This is a genomic window from Rhizobacter sp. AJA081-3, assembly GCF_017795745.1.
GTDB lineage: Bacteria > Pseudomonadota > Gammaproteobacteria > Burkholderiales > Burkholderiaceae_C > Piscinibacter.
In genome coordinates, this window is the sequence record NZ_CP059067.1 from 2,442,319 (window position 1) to 2,467,212 (window position 24,894).

Genomic DNA, 24,894 nt, shown 5'->3' on the forward strand with positions numbered 1-24,894 from the left:
CGGCGAGCTGCGTTCGTGGCTGCGGCCGTTCCCGATCGCCTCGAGCCGCCGGCTGCGGCTGCCGCCGCCAGCGTGGCGGAACTGCGCGGCCGATTCCGCCAGGGCAAGGCCGAGCTGCTGCGGCACTTCGGCGAGTCGCGCCCCACGGCGCCGGCGGCCACGCGGCTGCTGAAGGCGCTGGCGCGCCATGTCGACGCCACGCTGGTGGCACTGTGGGATCGCGCCGGCATGCCCGCCGGCGCCGCGCTGCTCGCGGTGGGCGGCTACGGCCGCGGCGAGCTGTTCCCGCATTCCGACGTCGACGTGCTGGTGCTGCTGCCGCCGGCCGCGGTGCGCCAGCCCGATCACGAAGCTGGCCAAACGCAGGCCGCGATCGAAGGCTTCATCACCGCCTGCTGGGACGTCGGCCTGGAGATCGGCTCGAGCGTGCGCACGGTCGACGAGTGCATCGCCGAGGCCGAGCGTGACGTGACCGTGCAGACGGCGCTGCTCGAGTCGCGCTACCTGTGCGGATCGCGGCGCGTCTTCACCACCTTCCGCCATGCCAACACGCGGGCCATGGACCCCAAGGCCTTCCTGCGCGCCAAGACGCTGGAGATGCGCCAGCGCCACCAGAAGTACGAGGACACGCCCTACGCGCTGGAGCCCAACTGCAAGGAAAGCCCGGGCGGCCTGCGCGACCTGCAGGTGGTGATCTGGGTGGCGCGCGCCGCGGGCCTGGGCAAGAGCTGGAACGAGCTGGCCGCCAAGGGGCTGATCACGCCCTTCGAGGTCAAGCAGTTGCAGCGCAGCGAGGGCCTGCTCAAGCTGATCCGCGCGCGGCTGCACATGATCGCCGGCCGCCGCGAGGACCGGCTCGTGTTCGACCTGCAGACCGCGGTGGCCGAGAGCTTCGGCTACCAGTCGGCGCCGGGGCAGCGGGCCTCGGAAGTGCTGATGCGCCGCTACTACTGGGCGGCCAAGGCGGTGGCGCAGCTCAACCAGATCCTCATGCTCAACATCGAGGAGCATGTCGAGGGTTCGCAGCACGCGCCGATGCGGCCGATCAGCGAAGACTTCCTCGAACGCGCGGGCGTGCTCGAAGTGGTCAGCGACGACCTGTACCTGCGCAAGCCGCATGCGATCCTGGAGACCTTCCTCACGCACCAGCGTGCGGCCGGCATCAACGGCCTGTCGGCGCGCACGCTGCGTGCCCTGTACAACTCGCGCGACCAGATGGGGGCGGCGTTCCGCAGCGACCCGGTCAACCGTGCGACCTTCATGCAGATCCTGCAGGAGCCCGAAGGCCAGACGCACGCCTTCCGGCTGCTGAACCAGACTTCGGTGCTGGGCCGCTACCTGTGGGTGTTCCGCCGCATCGTCGGGCAGATGCAGCACGACCTGTTCCACGTCTACACCGTGGACCAGCACATCCTGATGGTGCTTCGCAACGTGCGGCGCTTCTTCATCCCCGAGCACGCCCACGAGTACCCGTTCTGCACCCAGCTCGCGCTCACCTGGGACAAGCCCTGGGTGCTGTACGTGGCCGCCCTCTTCCACGACGTGGCCAAGGGCCGCGGCGGCGACCATTCGGAGCTCGGCGCCACCGAGGTGCGGCGCTTCTGCCGCGACCACGGCATCGACCGCGAAGACGCCGCGCTGATCGAGTTCCTGGTGCGTGAGCACCTGCGCATGTCGCGCATCGCGCAGAAGGAAGACCTGTCGGACCCCGACGTCATCGAGGACTTCGCCCGCCGCGTGGACACGCCGCGCTACCTGACTGGCCTGTACCTGCTGACCGTGGCCGACATCCGCGGCACCAGCCCGAAGGTCTGGAACGCCTGGAAGGGCAAGCTGCTCGAAGACCTGTACCGCCAGACGTTGCGCGCGCTGGGTGGCGCCAAGCCCAACCTCGACGCCGAGATCGAGGCGCGCAAGGAAGAGGCGCGCCACCTGCTGAACCTGCACTCGATGTTGCCCGACACCGAAGGGCCGCTGTGGAAGACGCTGGAGGTGAGCTACTTCGCGCGCCACGACGCCGGCGACATCGCATGGCATGCGCGCTCGCTGTTCCGCCACGTCCAGGCACCCGAGCCGATCGTCAAGGCACGGCCCTCGTCGCTGGGCGAAGGCCTGCAGGTGCTCGTCTACTCGCCCGACCGCCCGGACCTCTTTGCGCGCATCTGCGGCTACTTCGACGGCGCCGGCTTCAACATCCTGGACGCCAAGGTCCACACCACGCGCACCGGATATGCGCTCGACACCTTCCAGGTCACCAGCCCGCAGCTCGAGGGCCAGGACACAGCGCACTACCGCGACCTGATCTCGCTGGTCGAGACGCAGCTCGCGCATGCGCTTGACGCCACCGGGCCGCTGCCCGAGCCGAGCCGCGGGCGCATCTCGCGGCGAGTCAAGTCCTTCCCGATCACGCCGCGCATCACGCTGCGGCCCGACGAGCGTGCGCAACGCTGGCTGCTCGGCGTGTCGACCAGCGACCGCTCGGGCCTGCTCTACGCCATCGCCCGCGTGCTGGCTCGCCACCATGTCAACCTGCAGCTGGCCAAGATCACCACGCTGGGCGAGCGGGTGGAAGACACCTTCCTCATCGACGGCTCGGCGCTGCAGCAGAACCGCAAGCAGATCGAGATCGAGAGCGAGCTGCTCGACGCGATCAGTCCCTGATGCCCATCGTCTCCATTCCGGCGCCCGACGCGCTGCTGCGGCTGGCCGAGTTCGACGCGGTGATCGACGCGCGATCCGAGAGCGAATACGCCGAGGACCGTCTGCCCGGCGCGATCAACTGGCCGACGCTCAACGACGCCGAGCGCGCGCTGGTCGGCACCGAGTACAAGCAGGTCTCGCCCTTCACGGCGCGCAAGCGCGGCGCGGTGCTGGCCGCGCGCAACATCGCCGCGCACATCGAGCGCGAGTGCCTGGACAAGCCCAAGGACTGGACGCCGCTGGTCTACTGCTGGCGCGGCGGCCAGCGCAGCGGCTCGCTGGCCACGGTGCTGTCGGCGATCGGCTTTCGGGTGCACCTGCTCGAGGGCGGCTACCGGGAGTTCCGGCGTGCCGTGATCGCCGCGCTCGAGGAACTGCCGCAGCGTTTCGACTTCCGCGTCGTCTGCGGCACCACCGGTTCGGGCAAGAGCCGGCTGCTGCAGCGCCTGGCCGAGACCGGAAGCGTGCAGGTGCTCGACCTGGAATTGCTGGCCAACCACCGCGGCTCGGTGCTCGGCCTGGTGCCCGGCAGCCCGCAGCCGGGGCAGAAGCAGTTCGAGTCGCACGTGTGGGACGCGCTGCGCCGCTTCGACCCGGCGCGGCCGGTGATCGTCGAGAGCGAGAGCAAGAAGGTCGGCGACCTGCGCGTGCCCGAGAAGCTGATCGAGCGCATGAGGGCCTCGCCGTGCATCCGGCTCGACCTGTCGCTGGAAGGCCGCGTGCAGTTGCTGATCGAGGACTACGACTTCTTCGTGCGCGACACCGACACCTTCTGCGCCCGCCTGGACGCGCTGCGCGTGCTGCGCGGCAACGAAGTGGTCAACGGCTGGCAGGAGGCCGCGCGTGCCGGCCGGACGCGCGCGGTGGTGCGCGACCTGCTGGTCAGCCACTATGACCCGGTCTACCTGCAGTCGATGAAGCGCAACTTCGCCGGCTTCGCGCAGCCGCTGCTGGCCCTCGATTGGGACGGCAGCGCGGCCTCGCTGGACGCCGCCGCGCGACAGGTGTCCGCGCTGGCCTAGAATCCTGGCTCCGGTCGGCAGTTCACCCAGGCGTTGCCGCGCACTCCGTGCGAGCTCAACCTGCCATCACCCCCGATGCTTGGTCACGTTCTTCGTGCGCCGGGCCGGAAGTCGGCAACCCCCGGCGGCTCGCTTCGCGAGCTTGGCGCATGAGCAACGAGAGACCATCATGCCCCGTATCGACGTGCCGCTGCATGCGGCAGACATCTCCAGTTTCGCGAAGTCCCTCGGCCGCGAATTGAAGCAGACCCACGAGCAGGCGCAGCGCCCGCCCGGCCACGTGGAGCTGTTGAACATGCTCGCGCGTGCCGCGGGCTACCGCAACTTCCAGAGCCTGAAGGCGCGGCCGGTGCCGGCAGCCGCCGTGCCGGTCCCACCCCCACCGCCAGCTGCGCTGAGCGATACAGCGGCCAAGGCGCTGCGCCAGTTCGACGCGCACGGCCGCGTCATCCGCTGGCCGATCAAGTACAGCGTGCAGCGGCTGATGCTGTGGGGGCTGTGGATGCGCTTCGACGCACGGCGCCGCTACAGCGAACGCGAGGTCAACGAGGTGCTGAACGCCTGGCACCTGTTCGGCGACCACTGCACGCTGCGCCGCGAGCTCGTCGAGATGAAGATGCTCGCGCGCACTGACGGCGGCGCCGAGTACCGCAAGCTGCCGCGCCGGCCCGATGCCGAAGCGATGGCGCTGATGCGGGCGCTGCGCGCTCGGGGCTCGCCGGGCTGAGCCGGGTCACTTGGCGAGGAAATGCTCGCGGTAGTACGCGAGCTCTTCGATCGACTCGTGGATGTCGGCCAGCGCGGTGTGCGCCTGGGCCTTCTTGAAGCCGGCCAGGATGTCCGGCTTCCAGCGCCGCGCCAGCTCCTTGAGCGTGCTGACGTCGAGGTTGCGGTAATGGAAGAACGCCTCCAGCGCCGGCATGTGGATGGCCAGGAAGCGCCGGTCCTGGCAGATGCTGTTGCCGCACATCGGCGACTTGCCCGCCGGCACGTAGCGCTTGAGGAACTCGATCAGCTGTGCCGATGCCGACGCCTCGTCGACGGTGGAGGCCTTCACGCGCTCGGTCAGGCCGCTGCGGCCGTGCGTTCCCTTGTTCCAGGCGTCCATCGCGTCGAGCGTGGCATCGCTCTGGTGGATGGCGAACACCGGGCCTTCGGTGCGGTGGTTCAGGTTCGCGTCGGTCACGACCACGGCGACTTCGATGACCCGGTCGCGCTCGGGCACCAGGCCGGTCATCTCGAGGTCGATCCAGATCAGGTTCTCGTTGCTCGGTGTCAGCAGGCTTTCGCTCATCGAAACCGTCTCTCTCAGTGGCGGGGCGGGGGCATTCTCTCAGTTCTACACTTGCGGCCATGCAAGCTTCCATCCTGACCCTGGTCTTCATCGCCGCGCTGCTCGGTGCCATGGCGCTGAAGTACTGGCTCGCCACCCGGCAGATGCGCCACGTGGCCCTGCACCGCAACGCCGTGCCAGCCACCTTCGCGGCGACCATCCCGCTCGCCGCACACCAGAAAGCCGCCGACTACACGCTCGCCAAGGGCCGCTTCGGTCTGCTGAGCACGGCCTTCGGCGCCGCGGTGCTGCTCGGCTGGACGCTGCTGGGCGGGCTCGACGCGGTCAACGGCGCCGTGCGCGAGGTCGTGCATCCGCGCCTGGGCGACATGGGCTACCAGCTCGCGCTTCTGGCCGCCTTCGCGGCGATCGGCGGCCTGCTCGACTTGCCCTTCGACCTGTACAGCACCTTCCGCATCGAGCAGCGTTTCGGCTTCAACCGAATGACATGGAAGCTCTATCTGGCAGACGCGATGAAGAACCTGCTGGTCGGCGTGATCATCGGCTTGCCGATCGCCGCGCTGATCCTGTGGATCATGGGCGCCACCGGGCCGCTGTGGTGGCTGTGGGCCTGGGGCGCCTGGATGGGCTTCAACCTGCTGATCCTGGTGCTCTACCCGACCGTGATCGCGCCGCTGTTCAACAAGTTCGAGCCGCTGGCCGACGAGTCGCTCAGGGCGCGCGTGCAGGCGCTGATGGCGCGCTGCGGATTCACCGCCAAGGGGCTGTTCGTGATGGACGGCAGCAAGCGCTCGGCCCACGCCAATGCCTACTTCACCGGCTTCGGCGCGGCCAAGCGCGTGGTCTTCTTCGATACGCTGCTGAACAAGCTCTCTCCCGGCGAGGTGGAGGCCGTGCTGGCCCACGAGCTCGGCCACTTCAAGCACCGGCACGTGATCAAGCGCATCGCGGCGATGTTCGGGCTCAGCCTGGCGGGCTTCGCGCTGCTGGGCTGGCTGTCGGGGCAGGCCTGGTTCTACCAGGGGTTGGGCGTGCAGCCCGGCATCGGCGCGCCGAACGATGCGCTGGCGCTGTTGCTGTTCCTGCTCGTCACGCCGGTGTTCGGCTTCTTCGTCTCGCCGCTGCTCGCGCAGCTGTCACGCCGTCACGAGTTCCAGGCTGACGCCTATGCGTGCGCGCAGGCCAGCGGTGTCGATCTCTCCTCCGCGCTGCTGAAGCTGCACGAGGACAACGCTGCCACGCTGACGCCCGACCCGGTCTACGTGAAGTTCTACTACTCGCACCCGCCGGCCTCCGAGCGGCTCGCGGCAATGCGACATCAACCGGCCTGAGGCCCCCCATGAGCAATCTGCTGAACCAACGCTGCAAGGCGCTCGAGGGCGGCACGGCGATGAATCCTGAGGCGATCCGCGACCATCTGGCGCAGGTCAGCGGCTGGCACCTTTCCAGCGGCGCGATCGAGAAGACCTTCAACTTCAGGAACTACCACGAGACCCTGGGTTTCGTGAACGCACTGGGCTGGATCGCCAACACCGAAGACCACCACCCCGAGCTGCGCGTCTTCTACGACCGCTGCGTGGTGCGCTTCGACACCCACTCGGTGGGCGGCATCTCGATCAACGATTTCATCTGCGCGGCCAAGGCCGATGCGCTGGTGGCCTTCGTCGCCTGAGCCCGGCACCCATTGAACCGCGCCGTCGAACTCGACATCGGGCTGGTGGTCGCCGGCCATGGCCGCCACTACACCGTCGAAACGCCTGAAGGCACCCGGCTGACCTGCTCGCCGCGGGGCAAGAAGAGCGACTGCGTGGTCGGCGACCGCGTGCGCTGGATGCCCGCCGGCGGCGGCGAAGGCGTGATCGAGGCGGTGGAGCCGCGGCGCAACCTGCTGTTCCGCCAGGACGACTGGAAGACCAAGTCCTTCGCCGCCAATCTCGATCAACTTCTTGTACTGGTCGCCGCCGAACCGGTGTTCAGCGAGTCGCAGCTGGCGCGTGCGCTGATTGCCGCCGAGGCCGCCGGCATCCCGGCCGCCATCGTGCTGAACAAGGCCGACCTGCCCGCCATCGACACCGCCCGCAAGCGGCTCGCGCCGTACGCGGCCATGGGCATCGCGGTGCACGAGATGGCGCTCAAGGCCCAGCCCGGGCCGAGTCGCGACATGCTGTCGCCGCTGCTGCAAGGCAAGGCGACCCTGGTGCTGGGCCCCAGCGGCACGGGCAAGAGCACGCTGATAAACCTGCTCGTTCCGCACGCGAGCGCGCAGGTCGGCGAGATCTCGCGCGTGCTGAACTCGGGGCGGCACACGACCACGACCACGGCCTGGTACTGGATCGACGAAGCCCGCACCAGTGCGCTGATCGACTCGCCGGGCTTCCAGGAGTTCGGTCTCAGGCAGGTCGACGCGCAGCAACTGCCGGCGCTGATGGCCGACTTCCGCGAGCCGTCGACGTTATGCCGCTTCTACAACTGCACCCATGTGAAGGAGCCGGGCTGCGGCGTGCTGGCGGCGGTGGCGCGCGGCGAGATCACCGAGCAGCGGCACCGCATCTACACGGAAATCCTCGCGGAGCTTCAGCGCTCACGCTACTGAGCTGGCTTCAACCGATGAGGTTGGCCAGTGACAGCAAGGCCAGCAGCAGCATCCACAGCACCACCGAGCGCCACACCAGGCCGACGACGCTGCGCAGGTGGCCGGCCACCGGCGGCAGGCCCGGCGTCGAGCCTTCGGCACCGGCACTCTCGGGCAAGGCGCCTGCTTCGAAGGTCTTGGAGCGATCGGGCGTGATGCCCGGTGCCGCGCTGCCGCCGAGCTGCACGCCCACGGCACCTGCAGCGGCGGCGAGGATGATGCCTTCATTCTCGTGCTTCCACAGCCAGGCGTCGCGGCGCCAGCAGGTGATGGCCTCCTCGAAATTGCCGACCACCGCGAAGCCGAAGGCCGTCAGGCGCGCCGGCACATGGTCGATCAGTCCGAACAGCCACTGCGAGAGCTTCATCAGCCGCTCGTTCACCGGTACGCCGACGGTGCGGCTCTTGAAGGCCCAGTAGCGGCTGGCCAGCTCGGCCATGCGGTACAGCACCGCCCCAGCCGGCCCGAGGCCCAGCGCCGACAGCAGCACGAACCAGAAGAACACGCCGAACACATGGCGGTGCGCGGCCAGCAGCGAATGTTCGATGACGTGGCGCAGCAGCTCGGTGCGCGGCAGCTCGCTGGCATCGAGGTGGCGCCACTGCGCGAGCAGGCGGCGCGCCTCGTTCTCGTCGCCGCGATCCAGTGCGTCGCGGATGTCGGTGTAGTAGTGGCTGAACTGGCGGAAGCCCAGCGTGAGGTAGAGCACCGCCACGTTCCAGCCCAGCGCGAGCAGCAGGCTGAAATGGCCGAACAGCTTGTAGATCGCCACGGTGGCCAGCGCCGGCACCAGCACCGTGATGCCCCACACCACCCAGGCGTGGTGCTCGCGGCCGGCGTCGAAGTTGCGGCCCGCCCAGCGCATCCAGCCGGTCAGCGTGTCATGGATGACATTGCCGCGCGGCAGGGGCTTGAGTTGTTCGATCAGCAGCGCGAACAGGACGGCGAAGAAACTCATCCCGATCGATGATACCGGCCCCTGCGCGCGCCTCAGGCGGCCAGGAAGGCGTAGAGGTTGCGCAGCATGGCGGCCGTGGCGCCCCAGATGAAGTAGCGGCGCACCTGCCCATCGGCCCCCGGACCCTCCCAGGGCATGGACAGGAAGCGCCGCTGAACGCCGGCGAACTCGAATTCGTGGCGCTGGTGGTGCGCCGGATCCATCAGGAAGGCCAGCGGCACCTCGAAGGCCTCGGCCACCTCGAACTCATCGAGTGCCAGCGTGAAGCCGGGCTGCACCAGGGCCACCACCGGCGTGACGATGAAGCCGGTCACGGTGGTGTAGACAGGCAGCGCGCCGATCACGTCGACATGCTCGGCGGCCAGGCCGACCTCCTCCTGCGCCTCGCGCAGCGCGGTGTGCACCACGTCGTCGTCGCTGTCTTCGGCGCGCCCCCCAGGGAAGCTGATCTGGCCGGCGTGGTCGCGCAGGTGGTCGGTGCGGCGCGTGAGCAGCACCGTCGGCCCGGCCGCGCGGGCCACCAACGGCACCAGCACCGAGGCATGGGCCGGCGTGCGGTCGGCGAACAGGCGCCCGTCGCCGGGAATCTCCGGCTCCCAGCCGGCCGCACCGCCGAAACGCCGACGCAGCGAATCGGCGCGCAGCCGATCGGCCGGCACCGCGCTCAGGTGCGCGTCCGTGCCGAGCACGGGCACCGACTGCGGATCGAGGATGGGCGGGCGTGTCATGGGCTTGAATGACGAAGCCGCCCCAGGGGGCGGCTCGGTGACCTAGGGGCCAGCTTGTGACGCGTCCGGCTGCGCCGGGTCACGTCGGAAGCTGGCTTCGCGCTGCGCGCGACCCGCCGCTGAGCGGCGGGCTGACCCGAAGGGTCAGGCCAGCTTCTCCTTGATTCGCGCCGACTTGCCCGAGCGCTGGCGCAGGTAGTACAGCTTGGCGCGGCGCACGTCGCCGCGGCGCTTCACCTCGATCGTGGCGATCAGCGGGCTGTACAGCTGGAACGTACGCTCCACGCCTTCGCCGCTGGAGATCTTGCGCACGATGAAGCTGCTGTTCAGGCCGCGGTTGCGCTTGGCGATCACGACACCTTCGTAGGCCTGCACGCGCTTGCGGGTGCCTTCGACGACGTTCACGCTGACGATCACGGTGTCGCCGGGGGCGAATTCGGGGATGGTCTTGTTGAGACGGGTGATTTCTTCCCGCTCGAGGGTCTGGATCAGGTCCATGGGTTCTCCAATGATCGTGCCCGGGGGTGTTGGAATGTGGCGGCAGCTGGGCATGAAGCCCGCTGCCATGCCCGGCAGAGGATCGAAAAGCCTGTGATTATAGCCCGAGGCTGGCGAGATACTTCTCGTCGGCGGGAGTCAGCCGCCCGGCAGCCCGCGCCGCGGCGATCAGGTCGGGCCGGCGCCGTGCCGTCAGCTCAAGCGAACGCTCGCGCCGCCAGCGGGCGATTTCAGCGTGGTGACCCGAGAGCAGCACCGGCGGCACCGGCCGGGCCTCGGCGCCCTGCCCCAGCATTTCCGGGCGGCTGTAGTGCGGGCAGTCGAGCAGGCCGTCCGAGAAGCTGTCCTGCTCGTGCGAGCGCGCATCGCCCAGCACGCCCTCCTGCAGCCGCGCCACGCCGTCGAGCAGCGCCAGGGCCGGCAGTTCGCCACCGGAGAGCACGAAGTCGCCCAGGCTCAGTTCGACGTCGACATGGCGGTCCAGCACACGCTGGTCGATGCCTTCGTAGCGGCCGCACAGCAGGATCGCCCCGGCGCCGGCGGCGAATTCCTGGATCAGCGCCTGGTCGATGCGGCGGCCAGTGGGCGTGAAATGCACCACCGGCGCCGGGGCAGCCCGATCGGCGCGCAAGGCCGTCAAGGCACGCTCCAGCGGTTCGGCCAGCATCACCATGCCCGGCCCGCCGCCGTAAGGGCGGTCGTCGACGCGGCGGTAGTTGTCGTCGGCAAAGTCGCGCAACGGCCAGAGCTTGACCTCGACCTGGCAGGTCTCGAACGCGCGCCGCGTCACGCCGACCGTGAAGTGCGGCGCAAAGAGCTCGGGGAACAACGTGACGACGTCGAAGCGCATGGCCGCGCCCGGCTCAGAAGTCCAGGCCCCAATCGACGCGGACGCGCCGCTGCTCGAGGCTGACCTCGTCGATGTACTGCGCGACGAACGGGATCAGCCGTTCGGCAGCTTCGCCCTGGGCACCTTCGGGCAACACGCGCAGCACGCTGTGCGCGCCGGTGTCGATCAGTCCGACGACCTGGCCCAAGGGCTCGTCCTGCCGGTTGATCACGGCCAGCCCCATCAGGTCGACCCAGTAGAACTCGTCGGCACCGGCGGTCGGGAAACTGGCGCGCGACACGAAGACCCGGGCGCCGCGCAAGGCCTCGGCGCCGCTGCGATCGATCACGTCGAGCGTGCGCGCCACCACCCATTCGCCGTGCTCGCGCGATTCGGCGATCTTCAGGTACGGGGGAAACGCTTCGGCACCGTTCGGCCGGGAGATGCGCGGCTCTTCGGGCGGCCGCAGGAACCAGCGGCGAGAGGAAAACAGCGCCTGCGGGTCGGTGGCGAAGGCCTGGACCTTGAACCAGCCCTTCACACCCCAGGCGCCGATGATGCGCCCGACCTCGACGGCATCGTCGGGCCAGGCGGGCTCGGCAGCGGACGTCGGTTGCGTCACGGCCGCTGCCGCGCCCACGTCAGGGCTCAGCCTCAGGCAGCCGCCTTGGCCTGCGCGACGAGGCGAGCCACCGTCGGCGACAGCTGGGCGCCGTTGCCGGACCAGAACTCGACGCGGTCGAAAGCCACGCGCAGCGGCTGCTCGGCACCGGAGGCGACGGGGTTGTAGAAGCCCACGCGCTCGATGAAGCGGCCATCACGGCGCTCGCGCGAGTCGGCGACGACGATGTTGTAGAACGGACGCTTCTTGGCGCCACCGCGGGAGAGTCGGATCACGACCATGACTGTTTCCTTGAATCTGGGGTGATCCGCCACGCCAGGAGACACGCTGACTCGGACAGATCGGGTGTTCGTCGACTTGCTGCCGTAGATACGCCGATCACCCGACCGGCCAGCAGCAAAACCCGGCATTATAGACGCCCTCGCGAACGACCTGCCGCTTCGATGACCCCCTCCCCTCTCGTGATCCGCCCCAGCGAGGCCGCCGACCTGCCCGCCATCACCGCCATCTACGGCTGGAACGTGCTCAACGGCACCGGCACCTTCGAGCTCGATGTGCCCGACGAGGCCGAAATGTCCCGCCGGCGCGACGACGTGCTTGTCAAGGCGCTGCCCTGGCTGGTGGCTGAACGCGACGGCGTGGTGCTGGGCTACGCCTACGCCAACCACTTCCGGCCGCGCCGCGCCTACCGCTTCTGCCTGGAGGACTCGATCTACCTCGCCGACGCCGCCCGCGGCCAGGGCGTGGGCACGCTGCTGCTGGCCGAACTGGTGGCGCGCTGCGAAGCCGCCGGGGCACGCCAGATGCTCGCGGTGATCGGCGACTCGGCCAATGCCGGTTCGATCGGCGTGCACCGCGCGCTCGGCTTCGAGCACACCGGCCTCCTGCGCTCGGCAGGCTGGAAGTTCGGCCGCTGGCTCGACGTGGTGCTGATGCAGAAGTCGCTCGGCCTGGGCGACAGCAACGCGCCGGCAGATGCGGCATGAGCGCCAGCCACTACAAATCCAAGACCCTGGCCACCTGGATTGCCGTCATCGGCGGCGGCGTCGGGCTGCACCGCTTCTATCTCAACGGCTTTCGCGATGTGTGGGGCTGGCTGCACGGCGTGCCCACGCTGATCGGCCTGTACGGCGTGCAACGCATGGACGACTTCGGGCAGGATGACATGCTCGCCTGGGCCCTGATCCCGCTGCTCGGTTTCGCGCTGGCCGCAGCGATGCTGGCGGCGATCGTCTACGGCCTGACGCCCGACGAGAAGTGGGACCAGCGGCACAACCCGGGCACGGCGGTGCAGGCCACCGGCTGGGGCGCGGTGCTTGGCGTGATCCTCGCGCTCTTGCTGGGCGCCACGGCGCTGATGGCGACGGTGGCCTTCAGCGGGCAGCGCTACTTCGAGTACCAGGTCGAGCAGGCTCGCAAGATCAGCCAGTGACGCGGCGCTCTACTTGAAGAGCACCACGCCGATCCAGTAGAAGATGCCGGCAACGAAGGCCGAGGCCGGAATCGTGAAGATCCAGGCCCAGACGATGTTGCCCGCGATGCCCCAGCGCACCGCCGAAGCACGTCGCACGGAGCCGACGCCCACGATGGCGCCGGTGATGGTGTGCGTGGTCGACACCGGGATGCCCAGCGCCGTGGCCAGGAACAGGGTCATCGCCCCGCCGGTTTCGGCACAGAAACCACCCACCGGGCGCAGCTTGGTGATCTTCTGGCCCATGGTCTTGACGATGCGCCAACCGCCGAACATGGTGCCCAGGCCGATGGCGATGTAGCAGGTCCAGATCACCCAGGTTGGCGGCATCTTGTCGCTGGCTGCGGTGTAGCCGGTGGCGATCAACAGCATCCAGATGATGCCGATGGTCTTCTGGGCGTCGTTGCCGCCGTGGCCGAGGCTGTACAAGCCTGCGGAGACGAGCTGCAGCCGCCTGAACAGGTTGTCCACCCGCAATGGCGAGGCGCGCCGGAACAGATGTGCCACCACCACCATCAGCAGCGAGCCGAGCAGGAAGCCCAGCAGCGGCGAGACGAAGATGAACAGGACCGTCTTGAGCACGCCACTGGCGATCAGCGCGCCGGCACCGGCCTTGGCGATCACGGCGCCGACGATGCCGCCGATCAGCGCATGCGACGAACTCGACGGGATGCCGTACCACCAGGTCACGATGTTCCAGAAGATCGCACCGATCAGCGCACCGAACACCACGTGGTGATCGACCACGCCGGGCAGCACGATGCCCTTGCCCACCGTGGCAGCGACCTTGAGCTGGAAAAGGAAGATCGCCACGACATTGAAGAAGGCGGCGAACAGAACCGCCTGCTGCGGCTTGAGCACGCCGGTGGAGACGACGGTGGCGATCGAGTTCGCCGCGTCGTGGAACCCGTTCATGAAGTCGAAGGCGACCGCCAGCACGACCAGCATCGCGACGACCCAGAAGGCGGCCTGGAGGTTCTCCATGAAGGCTCCGAGCGGCCCGGACTCAGGAATTCTCGAGGACCACGCCCTCGATGAGATTGGCCACGTCCTCGCAGCGGTCGGAGATGGATTCGAGCTGCTCGTAGATCGTCTTCAGCTTGATCAGCTCGCGCACGTCGGTCTCTTCGCGGAACAGCTTGGACATCGCGCTGCGCATCACGCGGTCGGCATCCGACTCGAGCCTGTCGATTTCTTCGCAGGTCTTGATCGCCGCTTCGGCGGTGGCCGGCTGGCTGATCTTGGGCAGCAGCGACACCGCATGCTGCACACGCTCGCAGCACTTGGCAGACAGGTCGCCCAGACGCAGCACCTCGTCGGTCATCGCGCGCACATCGTAGAGCGACATGGTCTCGGTGGCGTCTTGCAGCAGGTCGAGGATGTCGTCCATCGCGTTGATCAGGCCATGGATCTGCTCGCGGTCGATCGGCGTGATGAAGGTCTTGTGCAGCAGGCGGTTCACCTCGGCGGTGACGCGGTCGGCGCTGCGCTCCGCGTTGCCGACCTCGTTGCCGTACTTCTCGCGCAGGGCCGGGTCGGCATAGTTCTGGATCAGAAGGATGAACGCCCGGGCCCCTTCGACGATGTGATTGCCGTGCTGGTTGAACAGCTCGAAGAAATTGCCCTCACGCGGCAGCAGCTTGCCGAAAAGCATCCTCGTCCCCTCGTGTTGTTGTCACGCGCATGTCATCACACTGTCACGGGCGGGAGTGTAGCGCCCGCTCGCGCGCGCGACCTCAAGCTCGGAAGATGAAGTAGACGGCGCCGACCAGGCACAGCCCCGCCCAGACGTAGTCGAGCTTGAAAGGCTGGTGCATGAAGACCATCGCGAAGGGCACGAATACCGCCAGCGTGATCACCTCCTGCATGATCTTCAGCTGCGCCAGCGTGATGCCGCCGGCGTACCCGATGCGGTTGGCCGGCACCTGAAGCAGGTACTCGAACAGCGCGATGCCCCAGCTGACCAAGGCGGCCGTGTACCAGGGTTTGTCAGCCAGGTTCTTCAGGTGGCCGTACCAGGCGAAAGTCATGAAGACATTCGAGGCCACCAGCAACGCAACGGTCTGCAGAGGGATCGGAATGCTGCTCATGTGGCGACCTTCTCGATGGGCTGGTCACGCACCTGCGCCAGCAGCTCGGCCACCCGGCCGCGGCCCGGAAGCTGCAGCTGCGGCGCCAGTTCGGCCAGTGGCAGCAGCACGAACGCCCGCTGGTGCGCACGCGGATGCGGCAACGTCAGCTCGGGCGTCTCCATCGTGAGGCCGTCGTGCAGTAGCAGATCGAGGTCCAGCGTGCGCGGCGCGTTGCGGTAGGGCCGCTCTCGGCCATGGTCCCGCTCGATGGCCTGCAAGGCGTGCAACAACGCGTGCGGCCCGAGCCCGGTACCCAGCTCGGCCACGGCGTTCAGGTAGTCGGGTCCGCTCGATTCGATGGGTGCGCTGCGGTAGAGCGCCGAATGCCGCAACACTCGCGTGTCCGGCAACGCTGCGAGTGCCAGCAGTGCCGCCTCCAGGGCCGCCCGCGCATCGCCGAGGTTGGCGCCCAGGCCGATGTAGGCGACGTGCATGGCAGCGCCGGTGGGCTCACTCGGCAGCGGGTGCCGCCGGCCCGGCTTCGCCCGCACCGCCGCTGCCCGCGGGCTTGCGGCGCCGCCGGCGCTTCTTGCGTGCCGGGTCGGCACCTTCGGATGCGCGCTCGCCGCCACTTTCGCTCGAGACTGGCCCGCCACGGGCCGAGGTGCCGGATCCGCGTCGCGCATGGTCGCGCTCGCGAGCGACCTCCATCAAGGCGACGCGCTCTTCGTCGCTGCCCAGCGAATAGTCTTCCCACCACTCGGCCAGTTCGGCATCGATCTCACCCGCATCGGCACGCAGACGCAGGAAGTCGAAGCCCGCGCGGAAGCGCGCCTGCTCGACCAGTGCGGCCACGGTATTGCCGAAGCGCCGGTCGAAGCGCGGCTGCATCATCCAGATCTCGCGCATGTCGGCGGCCAGCTTGCCGCGGCCGGAGATGTCGCCGATGCGCGCATCGAAGGCCGCATCGATGGCCTGCTGCAGCGCCGGGAAGGCCGGTTCGCCTGTGGCCTTGAGCTTGTTCCAGCGGTCGAGCACGTCGTGCCACAGCATGCACGCGAGCATGAAGCTCGGCGCCACCGGCTTGCCCTCGCCGACGCGCCGGTCGGTGTCGGCCAGCGCGAGCTGCACGAACTTCTCGCGGCCGTCGTGGCGATGCGCCTCGTCGAGCGCCACGTCGAGTACCGGGAACACGCCGCGATGCAGTCCCTGCTTGCGCAGCTCCTCGATGCTGGCCAGCGCGTGGCCGGTCTGCAGCAGCTTGATCATCTCGTCGAAGGTGCGCGAGGCCGGCACGTTGTCGAGCAGCGCCGCCATCTCCTTGATCGGCGCACGCGTCTTGGGCTCGATCTCGAAGCCCAGCTTGGCGGCGAAGCGCACCACGCGGATGATGCGCACCGGGTCCTCGCGGTAGCGCGTGACCGGGTCGCCGATCATGCGCAGCAGCTTCTTCTTCGAATCCTTGATGCCGCCGTGGTAGTCGATCACCACCTGACGCTGCGGGTCGTAGTACATCGCGTTGACGGTGAAGTCGCGCCGCGCGGCGTCCTCGATCTGCGGGCCCCAGACGTTGTCGCGCAGCACGCGGCCGCTGGCGTCGACCACGCTGGTCTTGCCGGCGAGCTCGCCTTTGGATGTCTTCTCGTTGCCGGCCACCTGGTCGGCGCTGGCGTCGATCAGCGCACGGAAGGTCGAGACCTCGATCACCTCGTGGTCGCGCCCACGCCCATAGACCACATGCACGATGCGAAAGCGCCGGCCGATGATGAAGGCGCGGCGGAACAGCGCCTTGACCTGCTCGGGCGTGGCGTTGGTGGCCACGTCGAAGTCCTTCGGTCGCAGGCCCAGCAGCAGGTCGCGCACCGCGCCGCCGACGATGTAGGCCTCGTGCCCCGCGTCGGTGAGCGTCTTCACCACCTTGATGGCGCGCTCGTCGACCAGGCCGAGATCGATGCCGTGCTCGGCCTGGGGCACTTCCATCCGCTTGCCCAGCGGCGTGCCGGCGGCTGTCTTGGGGGTCTTGCCCAGCAGCTTGTCGATGAATTTCTTGATCATTCGAAGAGTCTCAGGATGCGCCAGCCGCGCTCGCGCGCCACGGTTTCGAGCGCAGGTGTCGGATTGGTCGCGACGGGGTCGGTGGCTCGCTCCAGCAGCGGCAGGTCGTTGGGCGAATCGCTGTACACGCTGATGCGCTCGAAGTCGCCCCAGTCGTGCCCGCCCTCCGCCAGCCACTCGCCCACGCGCACGACCTTGCCTTCGCGGTAGCTCGGCGTGCCGGCGATGCAGCCCGTGATGGTACCGCCTGGTCCTTGTTCGAGCCGCACGGCGATCAGCGCGTCGATGCCGAAGGCGCGCGCGATCGGCGCGGTGACGAAGTCGTTGGTGGCGGTGACCAGGGCGACGAGGTCGCCGCGTGACTGGTGCTCGCGCACCAGCGCCAGCGCCTGCGGCCGCAGCTGAGGTTCGATCACCTCTCGCATGAACTGGGCGTGCGCAGCGGCCGCGGCGGCCGGGCCACGCTCGCGCAGCGGCTCGGTGGCGAAGGCGATGTAGGCATGGATGTCGAGCCGGCCCGCCTTGTACTGGGCGTAGAACGCGTCGTTGCGACGGCGGAACGAGCCCTCCTCCACCCAACCGAGGCTGATGACGAACTCGCCCCACGCGTGGTCGGAGTCGAGCGGGATCAGCGTGTCGTCGAGGTCGAACAGGCACAGGTTCATTCAGCACCCTCCTCGGCGAGCATCAGCTTGAGCATCGGCACGGTGATGGCGCGCTTGTTGGCCAGCGAGAACCGGTCGAGCCGCTCGAGCTGCGCCATCAAGGGCTGCAGATTGCGCTCGAAGCGCGTCAGCAGGTAGTCCATCACCTCGTCGGAGAGAAACACGCCGCGGCGGTCGGCCTCGCGGCGCAGCGCCGCGCGCATCTCGGCTTCGGCCAGCGGCTGCAGCGCAAACACGTGGCCCCAGCCGAGCCGGGTGCGCAGGTCCTCGCGCAGCGGCAGGTCCACCGGCGGCACGCGGCCGGCTGCCGCCAGTGGAATGCCCAGCGTCGCCGCGTCCACGAAGAGCGCGAAGGCGGCGTGCTGACGGGCCTCGTCGAGTTCGTCGCAGTCGTCGATGACGACCAGCGACCAGGCTTCGTCCAGCTCCCAGGGCAGGCGGTCGGAGGCCGCGAACCAGCCGCTGCGCTGGCCCTGCTCGTGCGTGCGGCGCACCAGTGCGCGAAGCAGGTGCGTCTTGCCGGTGCCGCTGGCACCCCACAGGTACGACACCGGGGCACCGGCGACGCCACCCTGGCGCAGGTGGGCCAGCGCGGCGCCGTTCGCGCCCGGCACATAGCTCTCGAAGCTCTGCTCGGGGCCCGCCCCGATCGCACCGATGGCCAGTGGGAGCTGCTTCATCCGCGGTAAAGGGGGCTCGCGAGGTAGGCGGCGCGCAGCCGGCGCACCGCCACCACGATCAGCGCGCTGACCGGCAGCGCGATCAGCACGCCGACGAAACCGAACAGGTGGCCAAAGGCGAGCAGCGCGAAGATCACCATCAGCGGGTCCATGCCGATGCGCTCGCCCACCAGGCGCGGCGTGAGGAACAGGCTCTCCACCACCTGGCCGATGCCGAACACCACCGCGACGGCGATCACGCCGTACCAGCTGGCGAACTGCAGCAGCCCGGCCAGCAGCGCGAGCACCAGACCCAGGCCGAAACCGAGGTAGGGAATGAAGATCGCCAGCCCGGTGAACACACCCACCGGCAAGGCGAGGTCGAAGCGGAACAGCGCCAGCCCGATGCTGTAGAAGGCCGCGAGGATCAGCATGACCAGCAACTGCCCGCGCAGGTACTGGCCGAGCACGGCGTCGCACTCGTCCAGGAACCCCGTGGCCTGCGCGCGCATGCGCGGCGGAATGAGCCCCTGCGTGCGCGCCACCAGCTGCGGCCAGTCGCTGAGCAGGTAGAACAGCACCACCGGCACCAGCACGAGATTGCCAATCACCGCCAGCACGATGCTGCCGCCGATGCGCGCCGAGCTCAGCGCCGTGGCCAGGCCGTCCTCGAAGTTGGCATCGAGGTACTTCAGCACGAAAGCCTTGATGCCGGGGATGTCCAGCGCCACGTTGATGCCGAACTGCGCCAGCCAGGGCGAGACGCTGCGATTGAGCTTGTCGGCCAGGATCGGGATCTGTTCGCGCAGCAGCGGCAGTTCCTTCGAGATGATCGGCACGATCAGCAGCAGCACCGCGAGCACGGCGACGATGAACAGCACCTCGACTCCCAGCACCGCCAGCAGGCGCGGGACGCGGCGAGCCGCCAATCGCTCCACCGCGGGGTGCAGCGCATAGGCCAGCACCGCACCGACGATGAAGGGCGTGAGCACCGGCGCCAGCAGCCACAGCAGCACGGAGGCGGCCAGCGCGAGGCCGGCCCAGGTGAGGCTGCGGCGTTGAGGGGGAGTGAGGTTCATGCGGCCGCGGATTCTACGTGGCGGCCCTGCGGCGGGCGTCAGTGCAGCCGCGGCGCGCCGCGACGGCGAAGCTCGGACAGGCGCGCGGTGATGGCCTGGCGGTCCTGTGCGTCGCCGGCGTGTTCGAGGTAGTCGGCCAGGTCGCCGACGGCGGCCGCCTCCTGGCCCAGCTCGGCATAGGTCAGGCCGCGGTCGCGCCGCTCTTCCCAGGCCTGCGGCAGCAGCACCACCAGCCGCTGCAGCACCGCCATCAGGCGTGGCCAGTCCTCGGCGCTGCGGTGGATCTCCTTGAGGTTGCGCAGCATGCGCGCCAGCACGTCGCGCGGCTGCGCCGCTTGCAGGAACAGGCCCAGCGGCGCGTCGAACTCGCCCAGCAGGCCGCGGTTGCGTTTGTAGGGCAGCAGCAGGTCGTCGAGTTCCTCGCGCGACAGCGACTGCCCGGTGAACGGATCGATCACCACCTCGCCCTGCGGCATCTTCAGCTTGACGAGGAAGTGGCCCGGGAACGACACGCCGCGCGCCGTCAGCCCGACCTGCGTGGCCAGCTCGATGTAGAGCACCGCCAGCGTGATGGGAATGCCGCGCCGCGTGCTCAGAACGAGGTGCAGGTAGCTGTTGCCCGGGTCGTAGTAGTTGTTGACGTTGCCGCCAAAGCCGAGTTCCTGGAAGAAGAAGCGGTTCAACCAGCGCAGGCGCTGCACGGGAACGGCGTCGGCAGGGATGCGGCGCTTGAGCCGGTCGGCCAGCGAATCGATGTCGGCGAGCACGGCCTGCGTGTCCAGGCCCGGGTACTCGTCCTGGGCGATCGCAGCGGCCGCCTCCACGAGGGGCAGGCTGGCATCGTCCGCGACCAGCGACGTGAAATAGTCGAGTGCGCTCGGAGCCTCGAAGCGGAGGGGGCCGGACATGGTTTCAGTTTAGCCGCGGCGGATGAATTGTCGAAGCTTCATCCCGGTGGCCAGCAGGCAGGCGAAGTACAGCGCGATGGCCGCGATCAGGCAGGCGGCGAGCAAGCCCACACGCTGCCATGGCCGATCGCGCAGGCCGATCCAGTCGACCGCCTGCGCGGCCCAGGCCAGGAAGGCACCGAGCAGGATGCAGGCCAGCAGCACACGCAGCGCGAAAGCCAGCCAGCCGGGCTCGGGCGTGTACAGGCCGGCGCGTCGCAGGCCGATGAACAGCCAGGCCGAATTGATGAGTGCCGCCACGCCGATCGACAGTGCCAGCCCGGCATGGCCCAGCCACGGCACGAAGGCGAGGTTCATCAGCTGCGTGAGCACCAGCACAACGATGGCGATGCGCACCGGCGTGCGGATGTCCTGCCGCGCGTAGAAGCCCGGCGCCAGGATCTTCACGCCGATCAGCCCCATCAGTCCGACGCCGTAGCCCATCAGCGCCGTGGCCGTGCGCTCGACATCGCGCGCGGTGATCGCACCGTAGTGGTACAGCACCGCCACCAGCGCCTGCGGGAACACCAGCAGCGCCACCGCGCAGGGCAGCGCGAGCAACAGAACCAGGCGCAGGCCCCAGTCGAGCAGCCCGGAGTAACGCGCCGACTCGCCCTGGGCTTGCGCTGCCGAGAGCTGAGGAAGCAGCACGACGCCGAGCGCCACCCCGAGCAGCGCCGTCGGGAATTCCATCAGCCGGTCCGCATAGGTCAGCCAGGACACGGCACCCACGCCCTGGTGCGAGGCGATCTGCGTGTTGATGAGCAGCGACAGTTGCGCCACCGACACGCCCAGCAACGCCGGCGCCATCTGCCTGAGCACGCGCAGCACGCCGGGGTGGTGGAAGGCCGAGCGCAACGCGCCCGGCGTCATGCCCAGGTGCGGCAGGCAGCCGATGCGCAGCAGCGCAGGGATCTGTACTGCGAGCTGAAGCACGCCGCCGAGCATCACGCCGATCGCCAGCGCGTAGATCGGCTCGATGCCGTGCCGCCGCAGCACCGGACTGAGCGCCCAGGCGGCGACGATCACGCTGAGGTTCAGCAGCACCGGCGTGGCCGCCGGCAGGGCGAAGCGCTTCCAGGTGTTCAGGATGCCGGAGGAAAATGCCACCATCGACATGAAGCCGATGTAGGGGAACATCCAGCGCGTCATGACCACCGCGCCGTCGAAGCGTTCCAGGCCTGAGGCCATCAGCCAGACAACCACCGGCGCGGCCACGATGCCGATGCCGCAAGTCACCAGCAACGCCCAGAACAGCACTGTCGCCACGGCATCGACGAGTCGGTGGGTGGTCTCGTCGCCTTCGCGGGCGCGGGTCTCGGCGAGGATGGGCACGAAGGCCTGCGAGAAAGCGCCCTCGGCGAACAGCCGGCGCAGCAGGTTCGGGATACGGAAGGCGACCTGGAAGGCATCCATCCAGCCGCTGGCGCCGAAGGTGGCGGCGACCACCGCCTCGCGGGCCAGGCCGGTGATGCGGGAGGCGAGCGTGAACAGGGAAACGGTGGAGGCAGCCCGCAGCAGATTCATGGGTCGGGCCGATTATAGGGAGCCGCAGAAACTGCTATACTCGCGGTCTTTGCCCCACCCAGGACAGAAGCTACAGCATGGCAACGTCATCCAAAGCCAAGAAGAAGACCGTTCGCATCGCGTCGGGCCGCAAGCGCGCCCGCCAGGACGTCAAGCTCAACGCCGCCAACACCGCGCTGCGCTCGAAGTTCCGCACCGTGGTCAAGAACGTGCAGAAGGCCGTCACCGCCGGTGACAAGGCCAAGGCGACCGAGATCTTCCAGGCCGCCCAGAGCGTGATCGATTCCGTGGCCGACAAGGGCTTGTTCCACAAGAACAAGGCTGCTCGCCACAAGAGCCGCCTGTCAGCCAAGGTCAAGGCGCTCGCCGCGGCCTGATCAGATTCCTGGGATGGACAGCCAAGGGCCCGCACTGCGGGCCCTTCGTCATTGGCACCCGCACTGCGGGCTCCTTGTCATTTCGGGTCGCGCTTCGGGCCCGCCTCGACGACCTGCAGGTGGTTGTCACGGGCGAAGTGCATCACGAAGTCCCAGGCCATCGGCTCCACGCCGCGCAGGGCCTCGTTGACGAGCACGCACTTCACCCCGTCGACAACCCGCGGCACGCAGTACGGCGAGTAGCCGATGTAGGCACCGATGCCGCCCTGCACGCCGTCGGGCCGGAAGCACGCCATCGCACCCGCGAGCCGCTCGGCCCAGTCACTCGGGCGGAAGGTCTTGCCTTCCAGCGTCAGGCCCTGGATATAGAACTCGCGGGGTTTGTTCTCGGTCATGGGGGGAGCGTCGTGCCGGGCCTGCAGCCACCAAGGCAGTTCCGCCCACAGCAGCCGTGTGTCGGCCGCCGGTATTGTGCCTTCACTGTGCTGCAGTGCAGCAAGCCTGATGCCCGGTTCGATCGCGCCCATGGAGCGTTATCGGCCCCTTCGGGGCGACCCTTAGAATCCCGGCTCGCCCTCGGCGCTGGAGATTGCGATGAATGCCCCGGAAAAGCTGCCCACGAGCCGTGAACCGCACGTGATGAAGACCTACGGCCGTCTGCCGATCGCGCTGTCGCACGGCCGAGGCTGCTGGGTCTGGGACACCGAAGGCAAGAAGTACCTCGACGGCCTGGGCGGCATCGCGGTGAACACCCTGGGGCATGCGCACCCCAAGCTGGTGCCTGCGCTGCAGGAGCAGATCGCCAAGCTGATCCACAGCTCCAACTACTACCTGGTGCCGCTGCAGGAGCAGCTTGCCGCCAAGCTGTGCGAGTTGTCGGGCCTGACCAATGTGTTCTTCTGCAGCACGGGACTCGAAGCCAACGAAGCGGCGCTGAAGATCGCGCGCAAGTTCGGACACGACAAGGGCATCGACCGCCCTGAGATCGTCGTCTACGAGAAGGCGTTTCACGGCCGCTCGATCGCCACGCTGTCGGCCACCGGCAACCCCAAGGTGCAGGCCGGCTTCGGCCCGCTGGTCGAGGGCTTCCCGCGCGTGCCGCTGAACGACGTTGGCGCGATCGAGGCACTCGCGAAGACGAACCCGAACATCGTTGCCGTGTTCCTGGAGGTGATCCAGGGCGAAGGCGGCATCAATCCGGCCACCACCGACTACCTGCGCGCCGTGCGCAAGCTGTGCGACGACAAGGGCTGGCTGCTGATGCTCGACGAGGTGCAGTGCGGCATCGGCCGCACCGGCAAGTGGTTCGCGCACCAATGGGCCGGCATCCAGCCCGACGTGATGCCGCTGGCCAAGGGCCTGGGCTCGGGCGTGCCGGTGGGTGCCGTGGTGTGCGGCCCGCGTGCGGCCGACGTGTTCGGCCCCGGCAACCACGGCACCACCTTCGGCGGCAACCCGCTGTCGATGAGGGCCGGCGTCGAGACGCTGCGCATCATGGAGGAAGAAGGCCTGCTGGCCAACGCGGCCACCGTCGGCGCCGCGCTGAAGGCCGGGCTGCAGCGCGAGCTCGCCGGCGTGGCCGGTGTGGTCGAGATCCGCGGCCAGGGCCTGATGCTGGGCATCGAACTGGCCCGCCCCTGCGGCGAACTGCTCGGCCGCGCGGCCGAGGCCGGCCTGCTTCTGTCGGTCACCGCCGACAAGGTGATCCGCCTCGTGCCCTCGCTCATCCTCACGGCCGACGAGGCCGCGCAGATGGTGGCCATCCTCGCGCCGCTGATCAAGCGCTTCCTGGCCGAGCCGGCGAAGTAGTCCCGCACCCGCGCCATGAAACCCGGCATGAGCCTGATGAAGCACTACCTGCAGTTCAAGGACCTGCGTGCCGAGGAGTACGCCTACCTGTTCGAGCGCACCGCGATCATCAAGCGCCGCTTCAAGAACTACGAGAAGTACCAGCCGCTGGTCGACCGCACGCTGGCGATGATCTTCGAGAAGGCCAGCACGCGCACGCGCGTCAGCTTCGAGGCCGGCATGTACCAGATGGGCGGCTCGGTGGTGCACCTGACCACCGGCGACAGCCAGCTCGGCCGCGCCGAGCCGGTGGAAGACAGCGCGCGCGTGATCAGCCGCATGGTCGACATCGTGATGATCCGCACCTACGAGCAGAGCAAGCTCGAGGCCTTCGCGGCGCATTCGCGCGTGCCGGTGATCAACGGCCTGACCAACGAGTACCACCCCTGCCAGATCCTGGCCGACATCTTCACTTTCATCGAGCAGCGCGGCTCGATCCAGGGCAAGACGGTGGCCTGGGTCGGCGACGGCAACAACATGGCCAACACCTGGCTGCAGGCGGCCGACATCCTCGGCTTCACGCTGCACGTCAGCACGCCCGGCGGCTACGAGATCGACCCGAAGATGGCCGGGGTGAACAATCCGGACTGCGTGAAGACCTTTCGCAACCCGTTCAGCGCCTGCGAAGGTGCCCACCTCGTGACGACCGATGTCTGGACCAGCATGGGCTACGAGGCCGAGAACGAAGCGCGCCAGAAGGCCTTCGCCGACTGGTGCGTGGACCGCCAGATGATGGCCACGGCGCAGCCCGACGCCCTGTTCATGCATTGCCTGCCGGCGCACCGCGGCGAGGAAGTCGAGGCCGAGGTCATCGACGGGCCGCAGTCGGTGGTCTGGGACGAGGCCGAGAACCGCATGCACGCGCAGAAAGCGCTGATGGAATACCTGCTGCTCGGTCGCATCGGCTGAGC

The 24,894-nt window shown here is 68.6% G+C and carries 29 protein-coding genes; 11 read left to right on the forward strand and 18 right to left on the reverse strand.

All coding sequences use genetic code 11. The features are described 5' to 3' along the window. The first annotated feature begins 15 nt into the window (after positions 1–15). From HZ992_RS11650 to HZ992_RS11660, 3 genes are all read left to right on the forward strand, one after another. Positions 16–2,661 carry a [protein-PII] uridylyltransferase gene (locus HZ992_RS11650; RefSeq protein WP_209386793.1) on the forward strand — a complete coding sequence of 882 codons (2,646 nt, stop codon included), beginning with the start codon at positions 16–18 and terminating at the stop codon, positions 2,659–2,661. Beyond that, entirely contained in the window at positions 2,661–3,722 is a 1,062-nt protein-coding gene (gene mnmH / locus HZ992_RS11655; RefSeq protein ID WP_209386794.1) for a tRNA 2-selenouridine(34) synthase MnmH, read from the forward strand. The genes HZ992_RS11650 and mnmH overlap by 1 nt, the downstream gene beginning before the upstream one ends. Positions 3,723–3,891: 169 nt before the next feature. Beyond that, positions 3,892–4,449, forward strand: coding sequence for a DUF2087 domain-containing protein (locus HZ992_RS11660; protein WP_209386795.1), 558 nt, complete (start codon positions 3,892–3,894; stop codon positions 4,447–4,449). A gap of 6 nt (positions 4,450–4,455) precedes the next feature. Here the strand turns inward: HZ992_RS11660 and orn are convergent, their stop codons facing one another. Beyond that, entirely contained in the window at positions 4,456–5,016 is a 561-nt protein-coding gene (orn, locus tag HZ992_RS11665; RefSeq protein ID WP_209386796.1) for an oligoribonuclease, read from the reverse strand. 59 nt (positions 5,017–5,075) lie between these two features. On the opposite strand from orn, the gene HZ992_RS11670 reads away from it, so the two are divergent. From HZ992_RS11670 to rsgA, 3 genes are read left to right on the forward strand one after another with little or no spacing between them, the layout of a single operon-like run. Beyond that, positions 5,076–6,347, forward strand: coding sequence for a M48 family metallopeptidase (locus HZ992_RS11670; protein ID WP_209386797.1), 1,272 nt, complete (start codon positions 5,076–5,078; stop codon positions 6,345–6,347). 8 nt (positions 6,348–6,355) lie between these two features. Next, positions 6,356–6,688: a 4a-hydroxytetrahydrobiopterin dehydratase gene (locus tag HZ992_RS11675; RefSeq protein ID WP_209386798.1), complete on the forward strand. Its 333-nt coding sequence runs from the start codon at positions 6,356–6,358 to the stop codon at positions 6,686–6,688. A gap of 12 nt (positions 6,689–6,700) precedes the next feature. After that, positions 6,701–7,609, forward strand: a complete 909-nt coding sequence (gene rsgA, locus HZ992_RS11680) for a ribosome small subunit-dependent GTPase A (protein WP_209386799.1) — start codon at positions 6,701–6,703, stop codon at positions 7,607–7,609. A gap of 7 nt (positions 7,610–7,616) precedes the next feature. On the opposite strand, the gene HZ992_RS11685 is transcribed toward rsgA, so the two are convergent. From HZ992_RS11685 to rpsP, 6 genes are all read right to left on the reverse strand, one after another. Further along, complete coding sequence (locus tag HZ992_RS11685) at positions 7,617–8,606, reverse strand: CobD/CbiB family protein (protein ID WP_209386800.1); 990 nt, start codon at positions 8,604–8,606, stop codon at positions 7,617–7,619. 32 nt (positions 8,607–8,638) lie between these two features. Further along, positions 8,639–9,334, reverse strand: a complete 696-nt coding sequence (locus HZ992_RS11690) for a CoA pyrophosphatase (RefSeq protein WP_209386801.1) — start codon at positions 9,332–9,334, stop codon at positions 8,639–8,641. A gap of 144 nt (positions 9,335–9,478) precedes the next feature. Further along, positions 9,479–9,832 carry a 50S ribosomal protein L19 gene (gene rplS, locus HZ992_RS11695; protein WP_209386802.1) on the reverse strand — a complete coding sequence of 118 codons (354 nt, stop codon included), beginning with the start codon at positions 9,830–9,832 and terminating at the stop codon, positions 9,479–9,481. Positions 9,833–9,929: 97 nt separating this feature from the next. Then, on the reverse strand, positions 9,930–10,682 hold the full coding sequence (trmD, locus tag HZ992_RS11700) for a tRNA (guanosine(37)-N1)-methyltransferase TrmD (RefSeq protein ID WP_209386803.1): 753 nt from the start codon (positions 10,680–10,682) through the stop codon (positions 9,930–9,932). Between the two features lie 13 nt (positions 10,683–10,695). Then, positions 10,696–11,283: a ribosome maturation factor RimM gene (gene rimM / locus HZ992_RS11705; protein ID WP_209386804.1), complete on the reverse strand. Its 588-nt coding sequence runs from the start codon at positions 11,281–11,283 to the stop codon at positions 10,696–10,698. A 32-nt stretch (positions 11,284–11,315) separates the two neighbouring features. Next, positions 11,316–11,564 carry a 30S ribosomal protein S16 gene (gene rpsP, locus HZ992_RS11710; protein ID WP_209386805.1) on the reverse strand — a complete coding sequence of 83 codons (249 nt, stop codon included), beginning with the start codon at positions 11,562–11,564 and terminating at the stop codon, positions 11,316–11,318. A gap of 162 nt (positions 11,565–11,726) precedes the next feature. On the opposite strand from rpsP, the gene HZ992_RS11715 reads away from it, so the two are divergent. Both HZ992_RS11715 and HZ992_RS11720 read left to right on the forward strand, forming a co-directional pair. After that, positions 11,727–12,269, forward strand: coding sequence for a GNAT family N-acetyltransferase (locus tag HZ992_RS11715; RefSeq protein ID WP_209386806.1), 543 nt, complete (start codon positions 11,727–11,729; stop codon positions 12,267–12,269). Then, positions 12,266–12,715, forward strand: a complete 450-nt coding sequence (locus HZ992_RS11720; RefSeq protein WP_209386807.1) for a TM2 domain-containing protein — start codon at positions 12,266–12,268, stop codon at positions 12,713–12,715. The genes HZ992_RS11715 and HZ992_RS11720 overlap by 4 nt, the downstream gene beginning before the upstream one ends. A 9-nt stretch (positions 12,716–12,724) precedes the next feature. On the opposite strand, the gene HZ992_RS11725 is transcribed toward HZ992_RS11720, so the two are convergent. The 10 genes from HZ992_RS11725 to murJ all read right to left on the reverse strand — a co-directional run bounded on the left by HZ992_RS11725 (position 12,725) and on the right by murJ (position 21,758). After that, positions 12,725–13,738 (reverse strand): inorganic phosphate transporter, encoded by a 1,014-nt coding sequence (locus HZ992_RS11725; RefSeq protein WP_209386808.1) that lies wholly within the window; start codon positions 13,736–13,738, stop codon positions 12,725–12,727. Positions 13,739–13,760: 22 nt separating this feature from the next. Then, the gene (locus HZ992_RS11730; RefSeq protein WP_209386809.1) at positions 13,761–14,408 is read right to left on the reverse strand and encodes a DUF47 domain-containing protein; all 648 of its coding nucleotides are present in this window, start codon (positions 14,406–14,408) and stop codon (positions 13,761–13,763) included. 82 nt (positions 14,409–14,490) lie between these two features. Next, a complete protein-coding gene (locus HZ992_RS11735; RefSeq protein WP_209386810.1) occupies positions 14,491–14,844 on the reverse strand; it encodes a DMT family protein in 354 nt (117 codons plus the stop codon). Beyond that, positions 14,841–15,320, reverse strand: coding sequence for a 2-amino-4-hydroxy-6-hydroxymethyldihydropteridine diphosphokinase (folK, locus tag HZ992_RS11740; RefSeq protein ID WP_209386811.1), 480 nt, complete (start codon positions 15,318–15,320; stop codon positions 14,841–14,843). Before folK ends, HZ992_RS11735 begins: the two co-directional genes overlap by 4 nt. Positions 15,321–15,336: 16 nt before the next feature. Beyond that, positions 15,337–16,881 carry a polynucleotide adenylyltransferase PcnB gene (gene pcnB / locus HZ992_RS11745; RefSeq protein ID WP_209386812.1) on the reverse strand — a complete coding sequence of 515 codons (1,545 nt, stop codon included), beginning with the start codon at positions 16,879–16,881 and terminating at the stop codon, positions 15,337–15,339. Next, positions 16,878–17,546, reverse strand: a complete 669-nt coding sequence (locus tag HZ992_RS11750; protein ID WP_209386813.1) for a histidinol-phosphatase — start codon at positions 17,544–17,546, stop codon at positions 16,878–16,880. The genes pcnB and HZ992_RS11750 overlap by 4 nt, the downstream gene beginning before the upstream one ends. Further along, entirely contained in the window at positions 17,543–18,226 is a 684-nt protein-coding gene (hda, locus tag HZ992_RS11755; RefSeq protein WP_209386814.1) for a DnaA regulatory inactivator Hda, read from the reverse strand. Before hda ends, HZ992_RS11750 begins: the two co-directional genes overlap by 4 nt. Next, positions 18,223–19,284 (reverse strand): AI-2E family transporter, encoded by a 1,062-nt coding sequence (locus tag HZ992_RS11760; protein WP_209386815.1) that lies wholly within the window; start codon positions 19,282–19,284, stop codon positions 18,223–18,225. The genes hda and HZ992_RS11760 overlap by 4 nt, the downstream gene beginning before the upstream one ends. Before the next feature lie 38 nt (positions 19,285–19,322). Further along, on the reverse strand, positions 19,323–20,192 hold the full coding sequence (locus HZ992_RS11765) for a SirB1 family protein (protein WP_209386816.1): 870 nt from the start codon (positions 20,190–20,192) through the stop codon (positions 19,323–19,325). 9 nt (positions 20,193–20,201) lie between these two features. Beyond that, positions 20,202–21,758 carry a murein biosynthesis integral membrane protein MurJ gene (gene murJ / locus HZ992_RS11770; RefSeq protein WP_209386817.1) on the reverse strand — a complete coding sequence of 519 codons (1,557 nt, stop codon included), beginning with the start codon at positions 21,756–21,758 and terminating at the stop codon, positions 20,202–20,204. Positions 21,759–21,835: 77 nt separating this feature from the next. On the opposite strand from murJ, the gene rpsT reads away from it, so the two are divergent. Continuing rightward, the gene (gene rpsT, locus HZ992_RS11775; RefSeq protein ID WP_209386818.1) at positions 21,836–22,135 is read left to right on the forward strand and encodes a 30S ribosomal protein S20; all 300 of its coding nucleotides are present in this window, start codon (positions 21,836–21,838) and stop codon (positions 22,133–22,135) included. A 77-nt stretch (positions 22,136–22,212) separates the two neighbouring features. Here the strand turns inward: rpsT and HZ992_RS11780 are convergent, their stop codons facing one another. Next, positions 22,213–22,530, reverse strand: coding sequence for a DUF3579 domain-containing protein (locus tag HZ992_RS11780; protein ID WP_209387144.1), 318 nt, complete (start codon positions 22,528–22,530; stop codon positions 22,213–22,215). A gap of 199 nt (positions 22,531–22,729) precedes the next feature. Between HZ992_RS11780 and HZ992_RS11785 the strand changes: the two genes are divergently transcribed. After that, positions 22,730–23,944, forward strand: coding sequence for an aspartate aminotransferase family protein (locus HZ992_RS11785; protein WP_209386819.1), 1,215 nt, complete (start codon positions 22,730–22,732; stop codon positions 23,942–23,944). A 15-nt stretch (positions 23,945–23,959) separates the two neighbouring features. Then, complete coding sequence (gene argF / locus HZ992_RS11790; RefSeq protein ID WP_209386820.1) at positions 23,960–24,892, forward strand: ornithine carbamoyltransferase; 933 nt, start codon at positions 23,960–23,962, stop codon at positions 24,890–24,892. Positions 24,893–24,894 lie beyond the last annotated feature (2 nt).